Source organism: Acinetobacter sp. TTH0-4, assembly GCF_015602665.1.
Classification (GTDB): domain Bacteria; phylum Pseudomonadota; class Gammaproteobacteria; order Pseudomonadales; family Moraxellaceae; genus Acinetobacter; species Acinetobacter albensis.
Map to the genome: position 1 here is coordinate 384,151 of NZ_CP059079.1, position 25,418 is coordinate 409,568.

The 25,418-nt window shown below is 40.7% G+C and carries 38 protein-coding genes and 1 pseudogene; 35 read left to right on the forward strand and 4 right to left on the reverse strand.

From position 1 onward, the window contains the following. Nucleotides 1-1,191 carry a PLP-dependent transferase gene (locus tag H0S58_RS01760; protein WP_195726976.1) on the reverse strand — a complete coding sequence of 397 codons (1,191 nt, stop codon included), beginning with the start codon at nucleotides 1,189-1,191 and terminating at the stop codon, nucleotides 1-3. Between the two features lie 157 nt (nucleotides 1,192-1,348). Here H0S58_RS01760 and H0S58_RS01765 point away from each other — a divergent pair, with 157 nt between their 5' ends. The 30 genes and pseudogenes from H0S58_RS01765 to H0S58_RS01910 all read left to right on the forward strand — a co-directional run bounded on the left by H0S58_RS01765 (nucleotide 1,349) and on the right by H0S58_RS01910 (nucleotide 17,596). Next, nucleotides 1,349-2,086 (forward strand): type 1 glutamine amidotransferase, encoded by a 738-nt coding sequence (locus H0S58_RS01765; RefSeq protein WP_195726977.1) that lies wholly within the window; start codon nucleotides 1,349-1,351, stop codon nucleotides 2,084-2,086. A 267-nt stretch (nucleotides 2,087-2,353) separates the two neighbouring features. Further along, nucleotides 2,354-2,665, forward strand: a complete 312-nt coding sequence (gene rpsJ, locus H0S58_RS01770) for a 30S ribosomal protein S10 (protein ID WP_004725677.1) — start codon at nucleotides 2,354-2,356, stop codon at nucleotides 2,663-2,665. 60 nt (nucleotides 2,666-2,725) lie between these two features. Then, on the forward strand, nucleotides 2,726-3,364 hold the full coding sequence (gene rplC / locus H0S58_RS01775; RefSeq protein ID WP_053579503.1) for a 50S ribosomal protein L3: 639 nt from the start codon (nucleotides 2,726-2,728) through the stop codon (nucleotides 3,362-3,364). Between the two features lie 11 nt (nucleotides 3,365-3,375). After that, nucleotides 3,376-3,978 carry a 50S ribosomal protein L4 gene (rplD, locus tag H0S58_RS01780; protein ID WP_053579504.1) on the forward strand — a complete coding sequence of 201 codons (603 nt, stop codon included), beginning with the start codon at nucleotides 3,376-3,378 and terminating at the stop codon, nucleotides 3,976-3,978. Next, on the forward strand, nucleotides 3,975-4,295 hold the full coding sequence (rplW, locus tag H0S58_RS01785; protein ID WP_053579505.1) for a 50S ribosomal protein L23: 321 nt from the start codon (nucleotides 3,975-3,977) through the stop codon (nucleotides 4,293-4,295). Before rplD ends, rplW begins: the two co-directional genes overlap by 4 nt. Before the next feature lie 11 nt (nucleotides 4,296-4,306). Then, a complete protein-coding gene (rplB, locus tag H0S58_RS01790) occupies nucleotides 4,307-5,131 on the forward strand; it encodes a 50S ribosomal protein L2 (protein WP_053579506.1) in 825 nt (274 codons plus the stop codon). Between the two features lie 19 nt (nucleotides 5,132-5,150). After that, nucleotides 5,151-5,426: a 30S ribosomal protein S19 gene (gene rpsS / locus H0S58_RS01795; RefSeq protein WP_004281508.1), complete on the forward strand. Its 276-nt coding sequence runs from the start codon at nucleotides 5,151-5,153 to the stop codon at nucleotides 5,424-5,426. A 9-nt stretch (nucleotides 5,427-5,435) separates the two neighbouring features. After that, nucleotides 5,436-5,765 (forward strand): 50S ribosomal protein L22, encoded by a 330-nt coding sequence (gene rplV / locus H0S58_RS01800; RefSeq protein WP_053579507.1) that lies wholly within the window; start codon nucleotides 5,436-5,438, stop codon nucleotides 5,763-5,765. A 1-nt stretch (nucleotide 5,766) separates the two neighbouring features. After that, nucleotides 5,767-6,583 (forward strand): annotated as a pseudogene (gene rpsC / locus H0S58_RS01805) (30S ribosomal protein S3). Continuing rightward, a complete protein-coding gene (gene rplP / locus H0S58_RS01810; RefSeq protein WP_053579509.1) occupies nucleotides 6,523-6,936 on the forward strand; it encodes a 50S ribosomal protein L16 in 414 nt (137 codons plus the stop codon). The pseudogene rpsC and the gene rplP overlap by 61 nt, the downstream one beginning before the upstream one ends. After that, nucleotides 6,936-7,133: a 50S ribosomal protein L29 gene (rpmC, locus tag H0S58_RS01815; RefSeq protein WP_005012982.1), complete on the forward strand. Its 198-nt coding sequence runs from the start codon at nucleotides 6,936-6,938 to the stop codon at nucleotides 7,131-7,133. Before rplP ends, rpmC begins: the two co-directional genes overlap by 1 nt. After that, nucleotides 7,130-7,387 (forward strand): 30S ribosomal protein S17, encoded by a 258-nt coding sequence (rpsQ, locus tag H0S58_RS01820; RefSeq protein WP_004725698.1) that lies wholly within the window; start codon nucleotides 7,130-7,132, stop codon nucleotides 7,385-7,387. Before rpmC ends, rpsQ begins: the two co-directional genes overlap by 4 nt. 92 nt (nucleotides 7,388-7,479) lie before the next feature. Further along, the gene (gene rplN / locus H0S58_RS01825) at nucleotides 7,480-7,848 is read left to right on the forward strand and encodes a 50S ribosomal protein L14 (protein WP_053579510.1); all 369 of its coding nucleotides are present in this window, start codon (nucleotides 7,480-7,482) and stop codon (nucleotides 7,846-7,848) included. Nucleotides 7,849-7,857: 9 nt separating this feature from the next. After that, a complete protein-coding gene (rplX, locus tag H0S58_RS01830; RefSeq protein ID WP_053579511.1) occupies nucleotides 7,858-8,178 on the forward strand; it encodes a 50S ribosomal protein L24 in 321 nt (106 codons plus the stop codon). Between the two features lie 16 nt (nucleotides 8,179-8,194). Further along, nucleotides 8,195-8,731, forward strand: coding sequence for a 50S ribosomal protein L5 (gene rplE / locus H0S58_RS01835; protein ID WP_053579512.1), 537 nt, complete (start codon nucleotides 8,195-8,197; stop codon nucleotides 8,729-8,731). A gap of 9 nt (nucleotides 8,732-8,740) precedes the next feature. Next, nucleotides 8,741-9,046 carry a 30S ribosomal protein S14 gene (gene rpsN / locus H0S58_RS01840; RefSeq protein ID WP_053579513.1) on the forward strand — a complete coding sequence of 102 codons (306 nt, stop codon included), beginning with the start codon at nucleotides 8,741-8,743 and terminating at the stop codon, nucleotides 9,044-9,046. A gap of 13 nt (nucleotides 9,047-9,059) precedes the next feature. Further along, a complete protein-coding gene (rpsH, locus tag H0S58_RS01845; protein ID WP_053579514.1) occupies nucleotides 9,060-9,455 on the forward strand; it encodes a 30S ribosomal protein S8 in 396 nt (131 codons plus the stop codon). 13 nt (nucleotides 9,456-9,468) lie between these two features. Then, nucleotides 9,469-10,002 carry a 50S ribosomal protein L6 gene (gene rplF, locus H0S58_RS01850; RefSeq protein WP_092718592.1) on the forward strand — a complete coding sequence of 178 codons (534 nt, stop codon included), beginning with the start codon at nucleotides 9,469-9,471 and terminating at the stop codon, nucleotides 10,000-10,002. Nucleotides 10,003-10,016: 14 nt separating this feature from the next. Then, entirely contained in the window at nucleotides 10,017-10,367 is a 351-nt protein-coding gene (gene rplR / locus H0S58_RS01855) for a 50S ribosomal protein L18 (RefSeq protein ID WP_053579516.1), read from the forward strand. Nucleotides 10,368-10,369: 2 nt separating this feature from the next. After that, the gene (gene rpsE / locus H0S58_RS01860; protein WP_053579517.1) at nucleotides 10,370-10,867 is read left to right on the forward strand and encodes a 30S ribosomal protein S5; all 498 of its coding nucleotides are present in this window, start codon (nucleotides 10,370-10,372) and stop codon (nucleotides 10,865-10,867) included. A gap of 6 nt (nucleotides 10,868-10,873) precedes the next feature. Continuing rightward, on the forward strand, nucleotides 10,874-11,050 hold the full coding sequence (gene rpmD, locus H0S58_RS01865; protein WP_003653652.1) for a 50S ribosomal protein L30: 177 nt from the start codon (nucleotides 10,874-10,876) through the stop codon (nucleotides 11,048-11,050). A gap of 3 nt (nucleotides 11,051-11,053) precedes the next feature. Further along, nucleotides 11,054-11,494 carry a 50S ribosomal protein L15 gene (gene rplO, locus H0S58_RS01870; protein ID WP_053579518.1) on the forward strand — a complete coding sequence of 147 codons (441 nt, stop codon included), beginning with the start codon at nucleotides 11,054-11,056 and terminating at the stop codon, nucleotides 11,492-11,494. A gap of 45 nt (nucleotides 11,495-11,539) precedes the next feature. Then, nucleotides 11,540-12,859, forward strand: coding sequence for a preprotein translocase subunit SecY (gene secY, locus H0S58_RS01875; protein WP_171250376.1), 1,320 nt, complete (start codon nucleotides 11,540-11,542; stop codon nucleotides 12,857-12,859). A 19-nt stretch (nucleotides 12,860-12,878) separates the two neighbouring features. Continuing rightward, nucleotides 12,879-12,995: a 50S ribosomal protein L36 gene (gene rpmJ / locus H0S58_RS01880; protein WP_000867907.1), complete on the forward strand. Its 117-nt coding sequence runs from the start codon at nucleotides 12,879-12,881 to the stop codon at nucleotides 12,993-12,995. A 105-nt stretch (nucleotides 12,996-13,100) separates the two neighbouring features. Continuing rightward, a complete protein-coding gene (gene rpsM / locus H0S58_RS01885; RefSeq protein ID WP_053579520.1) occupies nucleotides 13,101-13,457 on the forward strand; it encodes a 30S ribosomal protein S13 in 357 nt (118 codons plus the stop codon). A gap of 19 nt (nucleotides 13,458-13,476) precedes the next feature. Beyond that, nucleotides 13,477-13,863 (forward strand): 30S ribosomal protein S11, encoded by a 387-nt coding sequence (rpsK, locus tag H0S58_RS01890; protein ID WP_004281491.1) that lies wholly within the window; start codon nucleotides 13,477-13,479, stop codon nucleotides 13,861-13,863. 12 nt (nucleotides 13,864-13,875) lie between these two features. Next, entirely contained in the window at nucleotides 13,876-14,502 is a 627-nt protein-coding gene (rpsD, locus tag H0S58_RS01895) for a 30S ribosomal protein S4 (protein ID WP_053579521.1), read from the forward strand. A gap of 17 nt (nucleotides 14,503-14,519) precedes the next feature. Further along, a complete protein-coding gene (locus tag H0S58_RS01900; protein WP_004650465.1) occupies nucleotides 14,520-15,527 on the forward strand; it encodes a DNA-directed RNA polymerase subunit alpha in 1,008 nt (335 codons plus the stop codon). Nucleotides 15,528-15,545: 18 nt separating this feature from the next. Then, nucleotides 15,546-15,911: a 50S ribosomal protein L17 gene (gene rplQ, locus H0S58_RS01905; protein WP_004691290.1), complete on the forward strand. Its 366-nt coding sequence runs from the start codon at nucleotides 15,546-15,548 to the stop codon at nucleotides 15,909-15,911. Nucleotides 15,912-16,105: 194 nt separating this feature from the next. Beyond that, a complete protein-coding gene (locus tag H0S58_RS01910) occupies nucleotides 16,106-17,596 on the forward strand; it encodes a flavin-containing monooxygenase (RefSeq protein WP_195726978.1) in 1,491 nt (496 codons plus the stop codon). A gap of 60 nt (nucleotides 17,597-17,656) precedes the next feature. On the opposite strand, the gene H0S58_RS01915 is transcribed toward H0S58_RS01910, so the two are convergent. After that, nucleotides 17,657-18,829 (reverse strand): acyl-CoA dehydrogenase family protein, encoded by a 1,173-nt coding sequence (locus H0S58_RS01915; RefSeq protein ID WP_195726979.1) that lies wholly within the window; start codon nucleotides 18,827-18,829, stop codon nucleotides 17,657-17,659. 187 nt (nucleotides 18,830-19,016) lie between these two features. Between H0S58_RS01915 and H0S58_RS01920 the strand changes: the two genes are divergently transcribed. The 5 genes from H0S58_RS01920 to H0S58_RS01940 all read left to right on the forward strand — a co-directional run bounded on the left by H0S58_RS01920 (nucleotide 19,017) and on the right by H0S58_RS01940 (nucleotide 24,261). Continuing rightward, on the forward strand, nucleotides 19,017-19,274 hold the full coding sequence (locus tag H0S58_RS01920) for a succinate dehydrogenase assembly factor 2 (protein WP_053579524.1): 258 nt from the start codon (nucleotides 19,017-19,019) through the stop codon (nucleotides 19,272-19,274). Beyond that, on the forward strand, nucleotides 19,267-19,653 hold the full coding sequence (locus H0S58_RS01925) for a hypothetical protein (RefSeq protein ID WP_195726980.1): 387 nt from the start codon (nucleotides 19,267-19,269) through the stop codon (nucleotides 19,651-19,653). Before H0S58_RS01920 ends, H0S58_RS01925 begins: the two co-directional genes overlap by 8 nt. Before the next feature lie 517 nt (nucleotides 19,654-20,170). Further along, nucleotides 20,171-21,238, forward strand: a complete 1,068-nt coding sequence (locus tag H0S58_RS01930) for a hypothetical protein (RefSeq protein WP_053579526.1) — start codon at nucleotides 20,171-20,173, stop codon at nucleotides 21,236-21,238. A gap of 73 nt (nucleotides 21,239-21,311) precedes the next feature. Then, the gene (gene rrtA / locus H0S58_RS01935; RefSeq protein WP_195726981.1) at nucleotides 21,312-21,887 is read left to right on the forward strand and encodes a rhombosortase; all 576 of its coding nucleotides are present in this window, start codon (nucleotides 21,312-21,314) and stop codon (nucleotides 21,885-21,887) included. 175 nt (nucleotides 21,888-22,062) lie between these two features. Next, nucleotides 22,063-24,261: a TRAP transporter large permease subunit gene (locus tag H0S58_RS01940; RefSeq protein WP_053579528.1), complete on the forward strand. Its 2,199-nt coding sequence runs from the start codon at nucleotides 22,063-22,065 to the stop codon at nucleotides 24,259-24,261. Between the two features lie 498 nt (nucleotides 24,262-24,759). Here the strand turns inward: H0S58_RS01940 and H0S58_RS01945 are convergent, their stop codons facing one another. Further along, a complete protein-coding gene (locus H0S58_RS01945) occupies nucleotides 24,760-25,170 on the reverse strand; it encodes a hypothetical protein (protein WP_195726982.1) in 411 nt (136 codons plus the stop codon). A gap of 15 nt (nucleotides 25,171-25,185) precedes the next feature. Next, entirely contained in the window at nucleotides 25,186-25,395 is a 210-nt protein-coding gene (locus H0S58_RS01950; protein ID WP_171250377.1) for a YheV family putative zinc ribbon protein, read from the reverse strand. Between the last annotated feature and the right edge of the window lie 23 nt (nucleotides 25,396-25,418).

Genomic DNA, 25,418 nt, shown 5'->3' on the forward strand with positions numbered 1-25,418 from the left:
CTATATATTCAATTGTTTTAGTGCATTTTCTATATCTTGAATTAAATCGGCAGGATGTTCTAGTCCTATACAAAAACGAACCAATAAACCTTGTTGTAAATGTGTATTTTCTAAAGTTCGCATTTCCTTTAAGTTATATAACATCACCAAGCTCACTGGGCCGCCCCAACTAAATCCAAGTTTGAACAGATTAAGTGAATCGCAAAATTTCCGAATAGCATTTAAATCATATTCAGGTTTGAAAATAACACTGACCAAACCTGCGCTTTGATCTGTCGTGCAAATCTCTTTCCAATAGTGATGACCCGCAGAATTTTCATTTGCTGGATGCAGAATTTGTATGAACTGTGGTTGTTGCTTGAGCCATTTTAATAATTGCACTGTACTTCGCGATTGTTGCTCATAACGAAGTTGCATAGAGGCTAAGCTGCGTTGTACTTGTGCTGCATCATCAGCCGAAATTGCAATACCTTGAATGGCATGCATGCGAAATAATTGATGATGCAAATGCTGATCTTGCGTCACCACTGAGCCCATTAAGATATCACCACCGCCACTTGGATATTTGGTTAGGGCATGCACACTAATATCAACACTCAAATGTTCTTCAGAAAAATCAAAAGCATTAAAAGCGAGTCCAGCACCCCACGTATTATCCAGTGCAGTGAGAATATTCGCTTGTTTGGCTTTTTTGACCAGATTGATTAAGTCTGGAAATTCTAGAGTGACAGAGCCTGCCGCTTCTAACCAAATCAGTTTTGCTTTTAAGGTGGGTTCAAAAGTAGACACATCTATTGGATTGTAGGCTTTAACTTGAATCCCATAACGGGTTTCCAGATTGCGCAAATGCTCCATATTTGGACCATAGATGTTATCGGCTACCCAGACTTCATCGCCCTGACTTAAAAAACACGCATTAACGAGGTTAATGGCAGATAATCCACTCGGTGCAAGGAGACAATGTTTTCCGCCTTCAAGACGAGCAATATTGTCCGCTAAAGTAAAGGTGGTGGGTGTACCGTGTGTACCATAACTATAGTCATATTCATCTGTCCAATGGCGATTAAACAGTGCATGGGTGTTTGGGAAAATAATGGTTGATGCACGAAACAAGGGAGGTTGTACGGTTGATATGTATTGCGGTGCTCGCCGTGGTGCATGAATGAGTTCTGTTTGTAAATTCTTTTTCAAAATTTGGCTCTAATTTGTTCATTATTGCGTCTTAGCTTAAGAGAAACGGAGTGATTAGGCTATACCCATGCTAAAATGTATAAAATCAGATACCATTTAAAAAATTGGCTCTATTTTTGCAAAGTTCTCCCGAAAACATAACAATAGGTGAGAGCAGATGAAGTCACATTTGAATGTCCATTATTTTCAGCATATTGCAGGTGAGGGATTTGGAAGTTGTTATTCATTTCTTAAACAGCATCAGGCACACATTACTGCAACCGAATTTTTTGCCCTGCCTGTGGATCAACCTTTAGAAATAGAAGCACTACCAAGCGTTACCGACGTAGATTTGCTGATTATTATGGGGGGAACGATGAGCGTAAACGACGAAGCAAATTTTCCATGGTTGAAAATTCAAAAACGCTGGTTAAGACGCTACTTGTCAATGGGTAAGCCTGCAATTGGGCTGTGTTTCGGTGGACAGTTGATTGCCAATGCCCTTGGAGCCGCAGTCAATACCAATCAGAATCAAGAACTGGGCTGGATGGACGTTCATAAAGTCAAACAGCAGGCTGTAGAATGTTTTCAATTACCCGAGAAATTCAATGTCATGCATTGGCATAGAGAAACTTTTGAAATTCCCAAAGGTGCAATTCATTTGGCAGAAAATGATGTTTGTCGAAATCAAATGTATCAGATAGGGAAAAATGTTTTGGGGTTTCAGTTCCACCCAGAAATCACTCCCGAAAGTTTAACCTTATTTCTAAATGATGACGATGAGTTGGAAAGCTTTAAAGGTAAATATGTACAAAGCGAACAACAATTAAAAATTACACCTAAATCGTCTTTTCATGCAGGAAATCTATTGCTGAATCGAGCAATAGAGTATGTTTTACAAGATAATTATTGTTGATTTATTTTTGAACAAATTAATAAGCCATTTAACAGGATAAATAAGCAAAAAGTTGAAAAGAGATTTGCTTAAGCGTTAAACAATCGCTATAATGAGCGACCCTTGAATAAAGGGGCTGGCTGCGAATAAAGTAGTTAGCATCGTGACAGTCGTGGCATCGATCATGACCTTAGTGATATTTCACTGCCTTTGACACTTGCCTACTTAATAGTGGGGTGAGATGCGTCAAGGGTGATTCTTTATATATTTGGCTTGGAGTTAACTGGTATGTCTAACCAGAGAATTCGTATCCGTTTGAAGTCTTTTGATCATCGTCTGATTGATCAATCTTCTCAAGAGATCGTAGAAACAGCAAAGCGTACAGGCGCACAAGTGTGTGGTCCTATCCCGATGCCTACTCGTATCGAACGCTTTAACGTTTTAACATCACCACACGTTAATAAAGATGCGCGTGACCAATATGAAATCCGCACATATAAACGTTTGATCGACATCGTTCAACCAACAGACAAAACTGTTGATGCGTTGATGAAGTTGGATCTAGCAGCTGGTGTTGATGTTCAGATCGCATTGGGTTAAGGCTTTCGGTTAATTAACGTTATTAAGTTAATTAGGCCGCTTTTTTAGAGGTTTATGCACATGGCTATTGGTTTAGTCGGTCGCAAGTGCGGTATGACCCGTATCTTTACAGATGCTGGTGTTTCTGTACCTGTTACAGTGATTGAGGTTGATCCTAACCGCATCACTCAAATCAAAACGCTTGAAACTGATGGTTATCAAGCGATTCAAATCACTACTGGTGAACGTCGCGAATCTCGCGTAACCAACCCTCAGAAAGGTCACTTCGCTAAAGCGGGTGTTGCTGCTGGTCGTTTGGTTCAAGAATTCCGTGCTACAGAAGTTGATCTTGAAGGTCGTGAAGTTGGCGGTACGCTTACTGTTGAACTGTTCACAGTTGGTCAAGTTGTTGACGTAACTGGTCAGTCTAAAGGTAAGGGTTTCCAAGGTGGTGTTAAGCGTTGGAACTTCCGTACTCAAGATGCTACTCACGGTAACTCACTTTCTCACCGTTCTCTAGGTTCAACTGGTCAAAACCAGACACCTGGTCGCGTGTTCAAAGGCAAAAAAATGGCTGGCCATTTAGGTGCTGAGCGCGTAACAGTTCAAGGTCTTGAAATTGTTTCTATCGATACTGAACGTTCAATCCTAGTTGTGAAAGGTGCAATTCCTGGCGCGACTGGTGGTGACGTTACTGTTCGTCCTACGATCAAGGCTTGAGGGGAAATATTGTGAATTTAAATACTGTTTCCGGTTCTGCTGTTGAATTATCTGAAGTTGCTTTTGGACGTGAGTTCAATGAAGCTCTTGTACACCAAGTTGTTACAGCTTATTTAGCTGGTGGTCGTCAGGGTTCTAAAGCTCAGAAATCACGTGGTGATGTATCTGGTGGTGGTCGTAAACCATTCCGTCAAAAAGGTACGGGCCGTGCACGTGCTGGTTCTATTCGTAGCCCGATCTGGGTTGGTGGTGGTAAAACTTTTGCTGCGCGCCCACAAGATTGGTCTCAAAAAGTAAACCGTAAAATGTACCGCGGTGCTATGCAATGCATCCTAGCTGAACTTGTTCGTCAAGATCGCTTGGTTTTGGTTGAAGAGTTTTCTGTTGAAGCTCCAAAAACTAAAGAATTGCTTGCTAAGCTTAACGACTTAAACGCAACTCGCGCGTTGATCGTTACGGATGTTGTAGATGAAAATCTATACCTTGCTGCACGTAACATTCCACATGTAGATGTGGTTGATGCTGCTGCAATTGATCCTGTTAGCTTGATTGCGTTCGATAAAGTTGTTATGTCTGTAGCTGCTGCTAAGAAAATTGAGGTAGAACTCGGATGAACAACGAACGTATCTATCAAGTCCTACAAGGACCTGTATTCTCAGAAAAAGCACAAGCTTTAGGTGAGGCTGCTGGTGTTCAAGTTTTTAAAGTTGCGATTGATGCAAACAAACTTGAAATCAAAAAAGCAGTTGAACAACTCTTTGGTGTAGACGTTGTTAAAGTTAACACGACTATTACTAAAGGTAAGACTAAACGCTTTGGTAAAACATTAGGACGTCGTTCTGATGTTAAAAAAGCATACGTCACCCTGAAAGCTGGCCAAGATGTTGAAATGGCTGACTTGGGCGATACCGCTGAAAGCGCAGCGGAATAAGGACGAAATTTATGCCTATTCAAAAATGTAAGCCAACGTCTCCAGGACGTCGCTTTGTAGAGAAAGTCGTTCACGACCATCTTCATAAAGGCGCACCGTACTCTCCGTTGGTTGAAGCTAAAAAACGTACTGGTGGTCGTAATAATAACGGTCACATTACAACTCGTCATGTTGGTGGTGGTCATAAACAAAACTACCGTCTTGTTGACTTCAAACGTAATAAAGATGGCATTCCAGCCACTGTAGAACGTATTGAATACGATCCTAACCGTACTGCACACATTGCTTTAGTTTTGTATGCTGATGGTGAGCGTCGTTATATTATTGCAGCTAAAGGTTTGCGTGCTGGTGATAAAGTACAATCTGGTAACGATGCTCCAATTCGTCCAGGTAACTGCTTGCCACTTCGTAACATGCCTATTGGTTCTACTCTTCACAACGTCGAACTTAAAATCGGTAAAGGCGCGCAGTTAGCTCGTTCAGCTGGTACTTCGGTTCAGCTGTTGGGTCGTGACGGTTCTTACGCTATTGTTCGTCTACGTTCTGGCGAAATGCGTAAAATTCACGTTGAATGTCGTGCTGTACTTGGTGAGGTTTCTAACCAAGAAAGCAACCTTCGTTCACTTGGTAAAGCAGGTGCATCTCGCTGGCGTGGTATTCGTCCTACCGTTCGTGGTATGGCGATGAACCCAGTTGACCATCCACATGGTGGTGGTGAAGGGCGTAATAAAGGTATTCAACCTGTAAGCCCATGGGGTCAAAAAGCGAAAGGGTACAAGACACGTACCAACAAGCGTACGACTAAGATGATTATTCGCGACCGTCGCGTTAAGTAACAAGTAAAGGAATCTGACAATGCCTCGTTCTCTGAAAAAAGGCCCATTCGTCGATGCGCACTTGTTCGCTAAGGTTGAAGCGGCTATCGCGGCTAATAACCGTAAGCCGATCAAAACTTGGTCGCGTCGTTCGATGATACTCCCAGATTTTGTTGGTTTAACAATTTCTGTTCATAATGGTCGTAACCATGTTCCGGTAATTGTATCTGAGCATATGGTTGGTCATAAACTCGGTGAATTCGCGCCAACTCGTACCTATCGTGGTCACGGTGTTGATAAGAAATCTAAACGTTAAGGTGCTATGATGGAAGTTACTGCTAAGTTACGCGGTGCCGCTATCTCGGCACAAAAAGCACGTTTGGTTGCAGATTTAATCCGTGGCAAATCTATTGCCCACGCTTTAAATATCTTGAACTTCAGCAATAAAAAAGCTGCAGCGATAGTGAAAAAAGCATTGGAATCTGCAGTTGCAAACGCTGAACACAATAACAGTTTAGATGTAGACGACCTTAAAGTTTCTACGATCTACGTTGATGAGGGCGTTAGCCTGAAACGTATTATGCCACGTGCCAAAGGCCGTGCAGATCGTATTACTAAGCGTACTTGTCACATCACCGTTAAGGTAGGGGTTTGATATGGGTCAGAAGGTTCATCCAATCGGTATCCGCCTAGGTGTTGTGAAACGTCATAACGCTAACTGGTATGCGAGTCCGAAACAATACGCTGAATATTTGCTTAAAGATCTTCAAGTTCGTGAGTTTTTAACTAAAAAACTTAAAAATGCGATGATCAGCAAAATTCTTATCGAACGTCCAACAGGTGCTGCTAAAATTACTATTAGCACTGCTCGTCCTGGTATCGTAATCGGTAAAAAAGGCGAAGACATTGAGAAACTACAGCGTGAATTAACATCTATTATGGGTGTTCCTGCACAAGTAAGTATCAACGAAATTGATCGCCCAGATTTAGACGCTCGTCTAGTTGCTGAAGCAATTGCTTCTCAATTAGAGAAACGTGTAATGTTCCGTCGTGCTATGAAGCGTGCGGTTCAAAACTCAATGCGTGCTGGTGCTAAAGGTATCAAAGTTGAAGTTTCTGGTCGTTTAGGTGGTGCAGAGATTGCGCGTACTGAATGGTATCGTGAAGGTCGTGTACCTTTACATACACTTCGTGCAGACATCGATTACTCTACTATGCGTGCTGAAACAACTTACGGTACGATTGGCGTTAAAGTTTGGATTTTCCGTGGTGAGATTTTAGGTGGCATGAAACAAGTCATGAACCCTGCTCCTGCTGAAGATCGTCCAGCTAAACGTGGTCGCGGTCGTGGTGAAGGTCAAGAGCGTCGTGGTCGTCGCAATGATCGTTCTGCTGAAAAAGGAGAATAATCCATGTTGCAACCTAAACGTACTAAATTCCGTAAGGTACAAAAAGGCCGTAACACTGGTCTAGCGCATCGTGGTAGCACTGTATCTTTTGGTTCTATTGCGCTTAAAGCAGTTGAACGTGGTCAAATGACTGCGCGTCAAATTGAAGCTGCGCGTCGTACAATTAGCCGTCGTGTAAAACGTGGTGGTAAGATCTTTATCCGTGTTTTCCCAGATAAACCAATTACTCAAAAACCATTAGAAGTACGTATGGGTAAAGGTAAAGGTTCTGTGGAATACTGGGTTTGCCAAATCAAACCAGGTAAAATCTTGTACGAAATGGATGGTGTAAGCGAAGAGTTAGCGCGTGAAGCATTTACGCTTGCTGCTGCGAAGCTTCCGTTTAAAACCACTATCGTGACTCGGACGGTAATGTAATGAAAACTAATGATCTACGTGAAAAATCGGTAGAAGAGTTGACAGCTTTGCTTGATGAGCAACAGCTTAACCAATTCCGTCTTCGTATGGCGAAAGCAACTGGTCAATTGGGTAAATCGCATGAAGTTGCGCTTACTCGTAAAACTATTGCTCGCATCAAGACACTCCTTACCGAAAAACAGGGGAACGGACAATGAGTGAACAAACAGTTCGCACGTTAACCGGCAAGGTCGTAAGCGACAAAATGGACAAGTCTATTGTTGTGCTTATTGAACGCCGCGTTCAACACCCGTTGTATGGCAAATCAATCCGCCGTTCAACTAAATTACACGCTCATGATGAGAATAACACTGCTAAAACTGGCGATGTTGTAACCATTAAAGAAAGCCGCCCAATTTCTAAAACTAAAGCTTGGACTTTAGTGGAAGTTATTGAAGCTGCTGCTGAGTAATTAGACGTTCTTGTTGCATCATCGGTTAATTTCGAGTACTCTTTGAGCCTTTCGAAATTGTGACCGGTGATGCTCGGTTTTGGAGTAGGGCAATGATTCAAACCGAAAGTATGCTCGACGTAGCAGACAACAGTGGTGCTCGCCGCGTACAATGTATTAAAGTACTAGGTGGTTCACACCGTCGTTATGCTTCTGTTGGCGATATTATTAAAGTTACTGTAAAAGAAGCGATTCCGCGTGGCCGTGTTAAAAAAGGCGACGTAATGAATGCTGTAGTTGTACGTACAAAATTCGGCATCCGTCGTTCAGATGGTTCAGTTATTCGTTTCGATGATAACGCTGCTGTTATTTTGAACAACAACAAAGCGCCGATTGCAACTCGTATTTTCGGACCAGTGACTCGTGAACTTCGTACCGAACAGTTCATGAAAATCATTTCATTGGCTCCTGAAGTTCTATAAGAGGCACTCATGGCTAAGATTAAAAAAGGCGATCAAATTATTGTGATCGCAGGTAAAGAAAAAGGCAAACAGGGAACTGTTTTGTCTGTTTCAAATGATCGAGTTAAGGTTGAAGGCCTTAATTTGGTGAAGAAGCATCAAAAGCCGAACCGAGCTACTGGCGCTGAAGGCAGCATCGTAACTCAGGAAGCTACGCTTCATATCTCAAACGTGGCAATTTTTAATGCTACAACCCAAAAGGCTGACCGTGTTGGTTACCAAGTTGATGCCGAAGGCGTGAAAACTCGCGTATTCAAATCAAATGGTGAATCAGTGGCGGTAGCGAAGTAATAGGTTGAACTAGGCTATGGCCAGACTTAAAACACGTTATAACGACGAACTTAAAGCTCAGTTATTAGAGCAATTGGGCGTTAAGAATGTGATGGAAATTCCTCGCATTACCAAAATTACCATTAATATGGGCGTTGGTGCTGCATCAGCTGACAAGAAATTGTTAGATGGCGCTCTTTCTGATATGCAAGCAATTGCAGGTCAAAAGCCAGTTCTTACATTAGCGCGTAAATCGATTGCGGGTTTTAAAATCCGTGATGGTTGGCCGATCGGTTGTAAAGTTACTTTACGCGGCGAACGTATGTACGAATTCTTAGACCGTTTGATCGCGATCGCAATCCCACGTATTCGTGACTTCCGCGGTTTTTCTGCGAAGTCGTTTGATGGTCGTGGTAACTATTCGATGGGTTTGAAGGAACAAATCATGTTCCCTGAAATCGATTTCGATAAGATTGATCGTATTCGTGGTATGGATATTACCATTACTACGACTGCTCGTACTGATGACGAAGGCCGTGCGCTTATGCGTGCATTCGGCTTCCCGTTCAAATAAGAGGTCGATATGGCTAAGAGAAGTATGATTAATCGCGAATTAAAACGCGAAAAGACAGTTGCTAAATTTGCTGCAAAACGTGCTGAGTTAAAAGCAACGATTGCAAATGTAAATGCAACTGACGAAGAGCGTTTTGAAGCGACTTTGAAGTTACAAGCATTACCACGTAATGCGTCTCCAGTACGTCTTCGTAACCGTTGTGGTTTAACTGGTCGTCCTCATGGTTACTTCCGTAAGTTCGGTCTAAGCCGTAACAAACTACGTGAAACAGTAATGCAAGGTGATGTACCGGGCGTTGTTAAGGCAAGCTGGTAAGGAGCGACTATAAATGAGTATGCAAGATACCGTTGCCGACATGTTAACCCGTGTTCGTAACGCACAAATGGCAAAGAAACAGACCGTTTCTATGCCCAACTCTAAGTTGAAGGTAGCTATTGCTAACGTTCTTCAACAAGAGGGTTATATTTCTAACGTAGAAGTTGCTGATGCTGAAGGTAAAGCAACTTTAACGATTACGTTAAAATATTTTGAAGGCAAACCAGTTATCGAAACTGTGAAACGCGTAAGCCGTCCAGGGTTACGTCAGTATCGCGGTAAAGATGCACTTCCAAGCGTTAAGCAAGGTTTAGGTATTGCAATTGTTTCTACAAGCAAAGGCATCATGACTGATCGCGCTGCACGTGCTGCGGGCATCGGTGGTGAAGTTATTGCTTTTGTTTCTTAATAGGTGATTCCTCATGTCTCGTGTGGCTAAAGCCCCAGTAACTGTGCCTAACGGCGTAACAGTTACTCAGAACGGCCGGCAGGTCGAAGTGAAAGGCAGCAAAGGTACTTTGTCTTTCAACCTGCATGCGCTGGTCGAGCTTAAACAGGAAGAAGGTAATCTTCAAGTTGCTCCAGTTAAAGAGTCGAAAGACGCTTGGATGCAAGCTGGTACAGCTCGCGCTGTTCTTAACAACCTTGTTAAGGGTGTTAGTGAAGGCTTCGAACGTAAGTTACAACTAATCGGTGTTGGTTATAAAGCTGCGGTTAAAGGTGATGTTGTTCACCTTAACCTTGGTTATTCACACCCTATCGATTACAAACTTCCTGAAGGTGTAACTGCTGAAACTCCAACAGCTACTGAAATCATTTTGAAATCAGCAAGCAAACATATGTTGGGTCAAGTAGCTGCAGATATCCGTTCATATCGTGAACCAGAGCCTTATAAAGGTAAAGGTGTTCGTTATTCGGATGAAGTTGTTCTTCGTAAAGAAGCTAAGAAGAAATAAGGCGCGAGGTTCTTATGAACGAAAAGAAACAATCCCGTTTGCGTCGTGCGAAAAGCACACGCTTGCACATCCGTGCATTGGGTGCGACTCGCTTGTGTGTAAACCGCACTCCGCGTCACATCTATGCACAAGTTATCTCAGCAGATGGTGGCAAAGTTTTAGCGCAAGCTTCGACTTTAGATGCTACTTTACGTGCTGGTACAACTGGTAACGTTGATGCAGCAACTAAAGTAGGTGCTCTAATCGCAGAACGCGCTAAAGCAGCTGGTGTTACTAAAGTTGCATTTGACCGTTCTGGTTTTAAATATCATGGTCGTATCAAAGCCTTGGCTGATGCTGCTCGTGAAAACGGCTTGGAGTTCTAATCATGGCTAAAGTTGAACAAAACGAAGGTCTTGTTGAAAAGCTGGTTGCCGTTGATCGTGTAGCCAAAGTTGTTAAAGGTGGTCGTATCTTCTCTTTCACAGCATTGACTGTGGTAGGTGATGGTAATGGTCGCGTAGGTTTTGGTCGTGGTAAAGCACGTGAAGTTCCAGCTGCTATTTCTAAAGCACTTGAAGCTGCTCGTCGCAACATGATTACTGTTGAGCTTGTTGACGGTACTGTTCAACACCCTATTAATGCTCGTCATGGTGCAAGCCGTGTTTACATGCAGCCTGCATCTGAAGGTACTGGTGTAATCGCTGGTGGTGCTATGCGCGCAGTTTTAGAGGCTGTTGGTGTACGTAACGTATTAACAAAATGTTATGGTTCTACAAATGCTGCTAACGTAGTTAACGCAACTTTTAAAGGTTTGCGTGATATGACTTCTCCTGAGAAAGTCGCTGCGAAACGTGGTCTTTCAGTAGCACAAATTCAAGGGTAATCAATCATGAAAACGATTAAAGTTACCCAGACTAAATCTTCTTCGCATCGTTTGAAAAATCACAAACTTTGCCTACAAGGTCTAGGTCTGCGTCGTATTGGTCATACTGTAGAAGTTCAAGATACACCTTCTAACCGTGGTATGGTCAACAAAGTTTACTATATGGTTAGTGTAGAGGAATAAGCCATGACTCTGCGTTTAAATGAGCTTGCACCTGCTGAAGGTGCAAAACGTGATAATCTTCGTCTAGGCCGTGGTATTGGTTCGGGCGTTGGTAAGACTGGTGGCCGTGGTGTCAAAGGTCAGAATTCACGTAAAAGCGGTGGTACTCGTCCAGGATTTGAAGGTGGTCAAACTGCGTTATATCGTCGTTTGCCTAAATTCGGTTTTACGAGCCAAATTGCTTTAAAAACTGCTGAAGTACGTTTGTCAGAGCTTGCTAAAGTTGAAGGTGATGTTGTTTCACTTGAAACTTTAAAAGCAGCGAATGTTGTACGTAAAGATATGATTCGTGCTCGTATCGTACTTTCTGGTGAAATTACTCGTGCATTCACTGTTCAAGGTGTTGCATTGACTAAAGGCGCTAAAGCTGCTGTTGAAGCTGCTGGCGGCAAAGTCGAGGAGTAATCGCTAGTGTCTATGTCTCCTAGTTCTTCAGGTCATGTTAACATGATGAAAGGGCAGCCATTTCATGTGAAATATCGTGAAATTATTCGCCGAATGATGTTCCTGATTGGGGCGTTGATGGTCTTTCGACTAGGGGCACATATTCCAGTACCAGGCATTAATAATGCCGCACTTGAAAACCTTTTTAATGCAAACCAGGGCACGATCCTTGGTTTGTTTAATATGTTTTCGGGTGGTGCATTAGAGCGAATGTCCATCCTTGCTTTAGGGATCATGCCTTACATTTCTGCTTCAATTATCGTGCAGTTAATGTCGACGGTTGTTCCTTCGCTAGAAGCTTTAAAGAAAGAAGGCGAGCAGGGTAAGCGTAAGATTAATCAATATACGCGACAAGGCACATTGTTACTTGCATTAGTACAGTCTGTTGGAATGTGCGCAGGACTTATTAGTCAAGGTATTACTTTGACCGCTGGTCTTGCTTTTTATATTCCTGCAGTAACTTCACTGGTTGCAGGTACCATGTTCTTAATGTGGTTAGGTGAGCAAATTACTGAACGTGGAGTGGGTAATGGTATATCCATGATCATTTTCGCGGGTATTGTTGCAGGATTGCCAAATTTAATTATGCAGTCTTTATCATCTGTAGATAATGGCCAAACCAGTCTTATCGGCTTGGTAGTATTTGGTCTTCTATCTATTGGTGTATTAGCAGCGATTGTGTTTATTGAAAAAGCACAACGTCGTATACCAGTCAATTACGCTCAAAAACAACAAGGTCGTCGTGTATTTACTGCACAGCAGACACATTTGCCATTAAAAATTAATATGGCCGGTGTGATTCCCGCAATTTTTGCAAGTTCATTGCTTTTGTTCCCCGCGAGCTTAGGTCAATGGGTGGGAAGTTCTGATCCGAGTGCAGGGATTGTCAAGCGAAGTCTGCAAGACTTGGCATTGGTATTGTCGCCTGGACAGCCATTGTATTTGGTGCTCTTTGGTGCGTTAATTATCTTTTTCTGCTACTTCTATACGGCACTGGTATTTAGTCCGAAAGAAGTTTCAGAGAACTTGAAACGCAGCGGAGCTTATGTGCCTGGAATTCGACCAGGTGAGCAAACTGCTCGTTACTTAGATCATATTCTTAATCGTTTGACCTTTATTGGCGCGATTTATATCACAGTGATTTGTTTAATGCCGATGGTATTACAGAGTTCATTTGGTATTCCATTCTCTTTGGGTGGTACCTCTTTACTCATCGTTGTGGTAGTCGTGATGGACTTTATGGCTCAGCTTCAAGCACATCTGACTTCACACCAATATGATAATCAAACGTTAATGAGAAAAACGACTGCTCATCCTAAGGGATAAGCGCACTTGAGGTTTCATCATGAAAGTACAAGCTTCTGTAAAAAAAATTTGTGGTAGCTGCAAAGTTATCCGTCGTAATGGGGTTATCCGCGTGATTTGTAGCGCTGAACCTCGTCATAAGCAGCGTCAAGGTTAATCTAATCAAGACCTGTTGATTTCAGTAGGTGAATTAGGTTAATATCCGCCCCTCAAGGTTTTGTCGGGCGGTTGATTATCTCTACCGCCTTTTTGGAGAAAGTGAATGGCTCGTATTGCCGGTGTAAACATTCCGGATAACAAGCATGCTGTTATCTCCCTCACGTATATTTTTGGTATCGGTCGCCATACTGCTAAGAACATCTTAGCGGCTGTTGGTATTCCGACTACAACTAAGATTCGTGAATTGGATGATGCTCAACTTGATGCGATTCGTGCAGAAATTACCAAGGTTCCGACCGAAGGTGATTTACGTCGCGAAATTTCCATGAACATTAAACGTTTAATGGATTTAGGCTGCTATCGTGGTCTTCGTCATCGTCGCAGCTTGCCTGTCCGTGGACAACGCACCAAAACTAACGCACGTACCCGTAAAGGTCCGCGCAAACCTATTAAGAAATAAGATTTCTGGAAGCTAAAAGATGGCTAAAGATACTCGCGCACGCAAGAAGGTCACTCGTACCGTCTCTGAAGGTGTCGCACACATTCACGCTTCTTTTAATAACACCATTGTGACTATTACCGATCGTCAAGGTAATGCATTGGCTTGGGCCACCTCAGGTGGACAAGGCTTCCGTGGATCACGTAAATCAACACCGTTTGCTGCTCAGGTAGCTGCTGAAGTTGCTGGTAAAGCTGCTTTAGATTATGGTTTGAAAAACTTGGACGTCCTTGTAAAAGGTCCTGGTCCTGGTCGTGAATCTGCGGTTCGTGCTTTAGGTGCAGTGGGTTATAAAATTAACAGCATTACCGATGTGACGCCAATCCCGCACAACGGTTGTCGTCCACCTAAAAAACGTCGCGTCTAAGGAGAATCATTCATGGCTCGTTATATTGGTCCAAAATGCAAACTCTCTCGCCGCGAAGGGACAGACCTGCAACTTAAATCAGGCGTTAAACCGTTTGATGTTAAGACAAAAAAACATGCGAAAGCTCCTGGCCAACACGGTGGAGCTCGTGGTAGTAAACAATCTGAGTACTCACTACAATTACGTGAAAAACAAAAAGTACGTCGTACGTATGGTGTTTTAGAACGTCAATTTAGTAATTACTATAAAGAAGCTGCTCGTGTTAAAGGCGCAACAGGTGAAAACTTGTTGAAATTGCTTGAAAGCCGTCTTGATAACGTCGTTTATCGCATGGGTTTTGGTTCTACACGTGCAGAAGCTCGTCAGCTTGTATCTCACCGTTCAATCACTTTAAATGGTCGTCGCGTTAACATCGCGTCAATCCAAGTTAAAGCGGGTGACGTGGTTGCAGTTCACGAAGGTGCTAAACAACAATTGCGTATTAAAGGCGCAATCGAGTTAGCAACTCAACGTGGTATTCCTTCTTGGATGGAAGTTGATCATTCTAAGTTGGAAGGTACGTACAAAGCTGCACCGGATCGTTCTGATTTACCTGCTGAAATCAACGAAAGCTTGATTGTAGAATTGTATTCTAAATAATCCTTGAGGTAGCAATAATGACGCGTACTGCAAATGAGTTTCTAACTCCGCAAGCGATTAAGGTCGAAGCGGCTAGCGGGACCTCGGCAAAAGTGATTCTAGAACCATTAGAGCGTGGCTTCGGTCATACTCTGGGTAATGCTTTACGTCGTATCCTTCTTTCTTCTTTACCTGGCGCTGCTGTGGTTGAAGTTGAAATAGAAGGGGTCGAGCATGAGTACAGTACCTTAGAAGGCTTGCAGCAGGACATCGTCGAGCTCTTGCTGAACCTAAAAGGATTGTCGATTAAGCTGTTCGATCAAAACGAAGCATATTTGACATTAGAGAAACAAGGTCCTGGCGATGTAACAGCCGCTGATCTTCGTTTACCTCATAATGTTGAAGTGGTAAACCCTGAGCATTTGATTGGCACATTAAGTGCTTCAGGCTCATTAAAAATGCGCCTGAAAGTTTCTCAAGGTCGTGGTTATGAGACATCTGACTCACGTTTCCCAGAAGGCGAAACTCGCCCAGTGGGTCGTTTACAGTTAGATGCTTCTTATAGCCCGATCAAACGTGTGTCTTATACCGTTGAAAATGCGCGTGTAGAACAACGTACTGACCTTGATAAATTGATCATTGATCTTGAGACCAATGGTACAGTTGATCCTGAAGAGGCAATCCGCAAAGCGGCAACAATTTTGCAACAACAAATTGCAATTTTTGTTGATCTTCAGAAAGATCAAGCTCCTGTTGCTCAAGAACCTCGCGAAGAAGTGGATCCAATTTTGCTTCGTCCAGTAGATGATCTAGAGCTTACTGTTCGTTCTGCTAACTGTTTGAAAGCAGAAAATATTTACTACATCGGTGATTTGGTTCAACGTACTGAAGTAGAGTTATTAAAAACTCCTAACTTAGGTAAAAAATCGTTAACTGAAATCAAAGATGTTCTGGCTTCAAAAGGCTTACAACTCGGCATGCGTTTAGAAAACTGGCCACCAGCTAGTTTACGTATGGACGATCGTTTTGCCTATCGCAGCCGTTAATTAAGTAGGACTATCACCATGCGTCATCGTAATAGTGGTGTGAAATTAGGCCGTACAAGCAGCCATCGTAAAGCGATGTTTCAAAACATGGCGAATTCTTTGTTTGAGCACGAGTTGATTAAAACAACTGTGCCTAAAGCAAAAGAGTTACGTCGTGTAGCTGAGCCTTTAATCACTTTAGCTAAAAACGATACTGTTGCAAACCGTCGTTTAGCGTTTGCTCGTACTCGTTCAGCAGCAACTGTTGGTAAATTATTTACCGTTCTTGGCCCTCGTTACAAAGAACGTAACGGCGGTTATCTACGTGTTCTTAAAGCGGGCTTCCGTGCAGGTGATGCTGCGCCGATGGCTTACGTTGAACTTGTAGATCGCGAAGTTAAATAATTTCGTACAGATCTGTTCAGTTGTTCAAAAAAGACCAGTGTTTCACTGGTCTTTTTTTATGTCTGATTGTTAGACAATCAATCATTTTGTCCTCAATTGATATAAATTTTATTAGATTTCTTTAAACTTGACATTGAGTATTGTCAGATTTATGCTTTAATAAAATAAAGTTCAAACAAGGTAATAAAAACAAAATGGAAAAGCATGTTGATATTTTGATTATAGGTGCAGGCATTTCAGGTCTTGGCTTAGCTGCACATCTTTCAAAAATTTGCCCACAACGTCAATTTGATATTATTGAACGTCGGGAAAGTTTTGGTGGAACATGGGATTTATTCAAATACCCAGGAATTCGTTCTGATTCAGATATGTCCACTTTTGGTTATAATTTTAAACCATGGCAAAAAAGTAATGTTTTGGCAGATGGTTCAGCCATTAAAAATTATTTATCAGAAGTTGTTGATGAATATCAGCTCAAAAATAAAATTCATTTTAAACACCGTGTCATCAGTGCAAATTATGATTCATCACTTAAAAAGTGGTTGGTTAAAATTGAAGATCAACAACAAAAACAACAGATTTGGATTGCCAATTTTGTATTGGGTTGTACTGGGTATTATAATTATGATCATGGCTTTCAACCTGATTTTCCAAATCAAGAAGCCTTTAAAGGTCAAATCATTCACCCACAACATTGGCCAGAAAATTTTGATTACAGTGGTAAAAAAGTGGTCATTATTGGCAGTGGGGCAACAGCGATTACTTTAGTTCCTGCAATGGTCAAAGGTGGAGCTAAACATGTCACCATGTTGCAACGCTCACCGACCTATATTGCTTCAGTGCCTTCTATCGATTTTGTTTACGATAAAATGCGTAAAGTACTGCCTGAAGACTTGGCCTATAAATTGACCCGAGCCCGTAATATCGGTGTACAGCGCGGTATTTATGCACTTGCACAGAAGCAACCTAAACTATTGCGTAAACTGTTATTAAAGTCGATTGAAATGCAATTAAAAGGTAAAGTGGATATGAAGCACTTTACCCCAACATATAATCCATGGGATCAGCGTCTTTGTGTTGTTCCTGATGGAGATCTATTTAAGATTTTGCGTTCTGGTCAAGCAAGTGTCGCCACAGATCAAATTGATCATTTCACAGAAACAGGAATTTTACTGCAATCAGGTCAGCATTTAGAGGCGGATATTATTATTTCTGCGACAGGATTAGAAATTCAAATTTTAGGTGGAATGAAAGCGACAATTGATCATCAACCGATAGATACTTCCAAACATATGCTCTACCAAGGAATTATGGTGAGTGATGTGCCAAATATGGCCATGATTATTGGCTATATCAATGCTTCTTGGACTTTAAAAGTGGATATTGCAGCGGATTATATTTGTCGTCTAATTAATCATATGGATAAAAATGGCTATGCTGAAGTGATTGCACAGGGTGACCAAAAAGAATTGATGGATGATACTGTGATGGGTAATTTATCTTCGGGTTATATTGCACGTGCAGCAAATGTCATGCCTAAACAAGGTAAGCATGCGCCATGGAATATCACCAATAACTATTTGGCGGATCGGAAAGAATTGAAACAAGCTAAATTCAATGATCCTGTACTCAAATTTGAAAAGCGAGTAGAGGAAGAGTTGCGTAAGCCTCAATTGGTCTCTTGATTGAGTGTTTAAGATATAAATAAAAAGGAGCATATGCTCCTTTTTATTTATATCGTCGTTCTAAAGTGAACGGGAAATCAGCTCTTTCATAATTTCATTGGTACCTGCATAAATACGGTTAGCTCGATTATCGATATAAGCACGTGCAATTGGATATTCCATCATGTAACCATAGCCACCATGGAGTTGTAGGCATTCATCAACAACTTTAGAAAACATATCAGAAATTTTATATTTTGCCGCTGCTGCCGCATCAATACCTAAATTTTCATCTAATTGTAATTCCATACATCGATCTAAATAACTACGGCAAAAATCGATTTCTGTACGTAATTCTGCTAGTTTAAATCGTGTGTTTTGAAAAGATGAGATTGATTTTCCAAAAGCTTTACGATCTTTGGTGTATTGAACTGTATGTGCGAATGCAGCTTCAGCACCTGCTTGACAGATAATAGCCACCAGCATGCGTTCCCAAGCCAATTCTTTCATCAGCATTATAAACCCCATGCCTTCCATACCTAAAAGATTAGCTTTGGGCACCCGCACATCATTAAAGAATAATTCGCAAGTATCTTGGCCTTTCATACCAATTTTATTTAGAGGTTTACCTTTGCTAAATCCAACGCGGTCAGCTTCTACAATAATGAGAGATAAGTTAGCCGAACCTTTATCTTCTTGGCCTGTTTTACAAACCACAATGACCATGTCGCATAAATAGCCATTGGTAATGAAGATTTTAGAACCATTAATAATATATTCATCACCATCCAAAACAGCAGTCGTGCGAACTGCTTGTAAATCTGACCCTGTTCCCGGTTCTGTCATGGCAATGGCTGTGACAGTTTCGCCAGATGCCATTTGTGTTAACCATTTTTGTTTTTGCTCATGGTTGCCGAAATTATGAATATAATTCGCTACGATGTCAGAATGTAGAGAAAAGCCCGTACTAGAATCCATGGCATAGGCTTGTTCTTCAATCAGAATCATACTATAAAGACGATTTACCCCATAACCTCCATATTCTTCAGGCATCGTGGCACACAGTAAGCCCAAATCACCTGCTTTGTTCCATAAATCACGATCAACATGTTGCTGTTTCTCATATTTTTCAATATTGGGAATCACTTCTTTTTCATAAAACTTACGTACAGTTTCACGAAAAGCATCATGTTCTTCAGAAAATAAGTTACGTGGTAGCATATTGGTTAATGGGCGAATAGCTCCAGATTGCATTTTTTATATCCATTTATAAAAATAAGTTTCTTAACGAAAATAAAAGATCTGTTGAGTGACAACAATAGGATGAATGCTCAAAGAATGAAGCTGAATGATGAATTTGGTCAATTGAACTAAATGAATCCATTTTTTATTTTCGATCAGGTAAACTAGAAAAAATTTTCACCCATTAATAAGAGATGTTATGACTGAAGAAATCAGCTTGGAAGAACGTAAAGTAATTTATCGTGCACGTCGTGGTTTAAAAGAAATTGATGTGTATTTTGATCCTTATGTAAAAAATTATTATTTGCTTGCAGATTCTGCAGAAAAAGAAATTTTTGCGGCTTTAGTCGATCAAGAAGATCCAGATTTACTTGATTGGTTCATGGAAGTTTCTGAGCCGCCTCGCCCTGAAATGAAAACTTTAATTATAAAATTGAAGCATTACGTGCATGGCTAATCGGTCATTTCATCTGAAGCGCAGTTGTTTAGCGATTGTGTTTCAGTGTAGTTTTTTTATCTTATTCTTGATTGTATTGCAGCAAACGTTATCGATATGGCTATGGCTGTTAAGTTGCATCTTGGCTTGTATTGGTTACTTCTTTTTATTAAAAGCACCTCGTCCGTTATATTTTGAACATTTACAAGCACAAGAGTGGTCACTTTTAAAGACAGACCAGTTGGTCGTGCAGAAGGTGATGATTCATCATTTGGTCGATCATCAACTGTATATCGTGGTTCATTTTCAAAAAGGACAGCACAACTCTCTGGTGATTTGGAGAGATCAATTGCCGCGATTAGAATGGAAAGCATTAAAAAAACTTGCTCAATTGCTGTAATTGTTTGACAATTTACTTGGTTTAAATCTAATTAAAATGTTATTAATCAATATATTAAAAAGAATATCCACATTTGTGTAAGACAAGATAACGAGAAAATTCTGAAATATTTCTATTGTTAGACAATTTTGTCTTCCAAATCGCTTGCTTAAATGTACATTAGCTTTACCCACAGCAAATGAGGAAATCATGATGATGATTCCAACTTGGATGTTTCTGGTGGTAGCAATTGTTTTAGCGATTGTTATTGGACGACTAGGAACAGTGCTGAAGGATCAGTTTGTAAGACAAAAAAGCCATTAGGCTTTAAACCCTTAATAAGTAGCATGTGCCGAACCGTCGCAATGCTACTTTTTTTTGCCTAAAATTTCAAACTTTCCTAGATGCAGTCAATTTGCTTGATCTCATTCCGTGGCAAAGTATCAGATCCAATGAGAGTGAATACTCTTTTATTCAGATTTAGCATCTGATATGTTTAGTGATTATGGACATAAACACAATTATAGAGGACAGGAAAATGTCGAAAGTCCAAAAAATATGCCAAGGTGTGGCAATTATTACAGTTGCAAGTACTTTATTCTCAGGTTGCTCTCAAGTGGTCAAATCAGGAGCAAATATTGCAATTGGATTTAGTGAAAAACATATTGTTCCCCCTATTTTAGCCATGGATGATGCAGAAATGGCGTGTAGTTCGGGCACGGCTTTAACGCCAGCGATTATGGCGACCAAAGATATGGGGGCAGATCCAACACGTATTGCTGTTTTACTTTATGCTTCATCTGGTATTTGTGCAGAAAATCAGGCACTCGAATCTGAACTGCGTTATTTGCGTGCAGCGAAAGCAGGCCAAGTAACAGAAGCGCAAGATGCACGTATTGAACAAAAAAGATGGGCCGCAATTGCTGCACAACGTCAGTATGCTGGTTATCAACTGTTTGAAAAACGTTGGGAAAAAAAATATAAATACAAATTGGGCGAAGAATGTCCAAAAATGAAAAATGATTTGGATCAAACCGTTTATCTGATGGGTTTATTGAGTGGTCTACAGGCCATGACCAATGACATCAATTCAGGTGGTGCAGTCAATGTTCCAAAAGATATTGCGGCTGTGGTTGAGCGTGGTATGACATGCTTGGATAATGCCAAATTCTGGGGTGCGCCGAATGCGACACGTGCTGTGATTTGGACATTATTACCGGGGGCAGGTGATGGTAAGCCAGATCCTTATCAAACCTTAAAACAGTCTATTCAATTGGGCGAGCAAAAAGGTGTGCGTTTATCTCATGCTTTATATGCAGTTGCTGCACAAGCAAGTGGTGACGATGCCAAAATTCGTGATGCACTTAAAACATTTGCAGCTTCACGCTCTGAAGAAAAACCCGTCAATCCTCAATTTAAATTGATTGATAGTATGGCCAAAAATATGGTTCAAGGAATTTCAGATCGTTACTGGACAGAGCATACAGGTGTACGCACAAGTGATAGCGGTATGGAACGTTTTTGGGATGAAGAAGAAAACACCTCAGAATTAGATGAGTTGTTTAGTGAAGGTGAAGAAGCTCAACCCGAAGTGCAGAACAATTAAAATATTCTTCTAATGAGCTTTAATGATGGATTTATGAGATGAATCCATCATTTTTTAACTGGAGGACATGCCAATGAAAGATCCCATGCTTTTACGAAAAATTGTTTTTATTGCATTTGTGGTGTCATTTTCAGCTTGTCTTCAGATTTTTGCAGACTTATTTATTTATTGGAGAGCCAGTTTATTTGACGAGTTTTGGCGTTTATGGACTGCGCATTGGGTACATGTAGGCTGGATGCATTATCTACTCAATATGATGGCTTTTTGCTGCTTACCTTTTATTTTTCCTAAAGTTAAAATTTGGCATTTTACTGCGTTGCTTTTCTTATTACCTGTTTTGATTAGTATCAGTTTTTACTATTTTTATCCAAATATTGAAGCCTATGCTGGTTTGTCTGGTGTATTGCATGGTGCATATGTTGCAGTTGCTGGTGTACATTTGCTTGATCGAAAGGAACGTCCTTTTGCAGCAGGGGTTTTGGCTTTAATTTTAGCTAAGCTGATTTGGGAAAATACGATGGGCAGTGTTGGAACAGCTGAGCTCATTGGTAGTCCTGTACTGGTTGAAGCACATTTATTGGGTGTCGTTGGTGGAGTTGTAATCGCAATAGTTTATATCTGCTGGAAATATATTTTAAAAGAAAATTAGATTGACCTTTAAAACATAAAAGAAAAATGATGTTGTCATTTTTATTTCAATTATATTGGTGCAAATTTATCCATAACAATAAAGGGATTGGATAGAAAAGGGTTTTTTCATCTCGAAAGGAAAATTGGTTGTACTGGAGGCGTGGTAACGACCAAAATAAAAAATAGGAATGCACATGCAAAATGAGGAAAATAACAGATCAGGATTAGGTCTGTTACGTTATATATGGATAGAGTGGTTTTCTACTTTTGTCATTCTACTGCTACTTTTATTGACACTCATCATTGGTACGGGTGAGATGATTCATGGTCAATTATTGCGTGGAGGGGAGCGTTTGTATGGTAATGAAGCCGTTGGGATGCAATATTCTTTTCTACGTGCCGAACCCACCCAGCCCAGTTGTGACCGTCATCCAAATATAGATGCCCAAGTACAACAGCAAATGAAAACCAATGCCAATGACGAGTTTGCTGATATTTTTGGGACAACGTCAGAAGCTGATGTTCGTGCTTCTGTATTGGCTGGGCAACAGCAATGTGAAGAAAAATATCAATTCTATGATAAAGCTATTAAATATATAGATGATCATCCAAGTTTAAGAACTTACCGTACCATTGAAACATCATTTTTTGGTGTATTTAAATTTGGTACAGAAAACCGTGTCATTATTTTATTGTTGATGGTCGTGGTTGCTGCCATTACCGCATCAGTGAAGTTCCATCATATTGGTCTGCGAGCACCGACGACCAAATTAGATTATCGCGTTTATGCATTCTTTATGCTGCTGGCGAATGGTCTATTGACAGGATCGGTACTTAGCCAATATCACTCAATTATTAATTCAGGGGTCACCTCAACCTATGAAACCTTAGTGGTCTATTGGTTATGGATTTTCCTGTTTGTTACTTTGACCTTGATCAGTTTGGTTCAATTATTTAAGCCACCAGTGGTCCAACAAGAAGGTAAAGGGAATATTGGCCTAGCCTTACTGAGTGTTCCTTTATATGCTTATATGGCATTGGTGACGGGTCTAGTCTTTACCTTTGTTATGGATTACCCGATGGGTCAAGGGATTTATCTTGGAATTCTGGTTGAATTCTCAGGTATTTTCTTAAATCTTGCGCTATTCATTTGGGCAGGTATGTTACTGACGCAAACCCGCGTTATGGATTTATTCCTAGGTATATTACGCCCGTGGAATCTCGCGCCAGAAACATTAACTTGGCTTATTTTGATTGCTGCTGCTATTCCAACTGCTTATACCGGTGCTTCGGGAATTTTCGTTGTTGCGGCGGGTGCAATTATTTATAGAGAAGTGTGGAATTCAGGTTCACGCCGTCAATATGCTTTAGCAGTCTCTGCCATGTCTGGTTCCTTAGGTGTGGTTATTCGACCATGTCTATTGGTCATTTTGATTTCAATGCTTGATAGTCGTCATGTAACTTCTGATGAATTGTTTGATCATGGTATTTATGTATTCTGGTTAACTGCATTTATATTCCTTGGCATATCTCTCTATCTTGCAGAAACACGTTTCCGTGTGAACTCACCTAAAGTTGCTGTTCCAGCCATGCTTAAAGCCGTGGTTCCAGTCATTCCTTATATTGTGATCACGATTATTGTCATTGGGCTGTACAAGTATGGCCTAGATACCAAAATGGATGAATTCACAGCACCTGTGATTTTACCGATTATCTTGATTGCCTATATTATGTTTGACAAGTGGTGGGGCGACCGCTTTGTGACACCGCCTGATGCACATGCTGCTTTGGCTTTAGAACATGAAAAGCAATCGACTTTTATGCGTGAACATACGCCACATGTCGGAGAGAAAACACGCGGTTTCCGTCACTCTCTTTGGTTTGCTTCAGCTGAAACTGTAGGGCACATTGGCGCACTTATCATCTTGATGGCATTGTCTGCAAGTGTAGGCGGCCTAATTGAGCGCAGTGAAGTGGTGGAGTTATTACCAACTCATTTGAGTAATATTTATATTTCATTGGCATTTATTGCATTGCTATTGGCGATCATTGGGATGACCACTGATCCCTTTGGTGCGGTCATTTTAGTTGCAGCAACAATTGCACCTGTCGCTTATGAAAACGGTATACATCCAATTCATTTCTGGATGATTGTACTGGTTGCTTTTGAGCTGGGTTATGTTACGCCACCTGTTGCACTGAATCATCTATTGACACGAATGTCGGTCGGAGATGCGGAAGTTCGCGCAGCAGATGCGGAAGCTAAGGCCAAATACAACAAGTTCTATTATCGTTATGAACGTTGGCTATTACCGATTATGGTGTTATTCCCATCGTTATTGATTGTAACTTACGCACCTTATCTCTTTAAGATGTTTGGTTGGTATCAGTAATAAGCTTTAATCTAGTTTAGAAAAAGCACTCCAAATAAGGGGTGCTTTTTTTATTTGAATCTTTGGTATTCAATCTGCATGAGGATGAAAAAAAGATATGGTTTAAAGAAGTGAAAATTAAAGTGAGTATTTTTAGTTATGCATATTATCTTTTAAATCATCATTTACGACGATTTAATGGCATCAAGTTTTAGCTCACGAACTTCGATCAATAACCATTATTTTTAGAACATACTTGAGAGAAGTAAGCTCTTATATCGCAAAAAATAACGAGAAAATAAAATAATCATAGATTATTGATGAGCTAACATCATGATAGAAGCATAGAAATTTATTGAATAAACTTCAGATGAAGAGATAAAACACATTAAAAACAAATGAAATTGAGCCTATTTAAGCGTGTTTTAAATAAAAAATGGATAAAATTCATCTAAATTGATTTGAAAATTTTACTTTTAGAGCTTTCTATTTTTAGTACTCTTAAAGGTAGTCATTGGATTATTTTTGTACCAATTGTGCTTCAATTAATTTAATTTGCTCTTCTTTTAGCGTGATCAGCTGATCTGCATCATTATGTTGTGCTTTGAGTATATTTTCTTGATCATGTAATTGAGTCTGAATATCTTCAAGTTTTGCCACTTCTTCTTTGGCTAAAGCTGGATCGTTTGGAGTAGCAGTTTTCAAAATGCTTTCGTCGACCAGTTGAATGGTTTTTTCATCCATAGTGTGAACAGGTTCACTTGGTTTTACTGGCGTGGATACAGTAGAGTTGATGCTTTCAGGTTCAGTTGTTACTTCGCTTGATGAATTCATAAACCATTGATAGGCAAAAAAAAGCACAATAATGACTACCATGCCTCCAATAATGCCCATTAAAAGCTTAGGACTATGTCTTTGATCTGACGTCATTTATTTTAACCTTTATTATTTTGGCTGACGAGGTTTGAATTGAATGACACCAACTTCATCCGCTATTTCTGGTAGCTGTGGTTCATCAATATGGGTCGGACGATTTTCGCTATATCCACATTCGATGCATTCAATCCACTCATCATCACCAGAGATAAGCATGACCACTCGATCTAACGCTTCACATTTAGGACACTTAGCACCTGCAATGAAACGACGTTTAATAGTCATCTGACTTACCTTCTGAT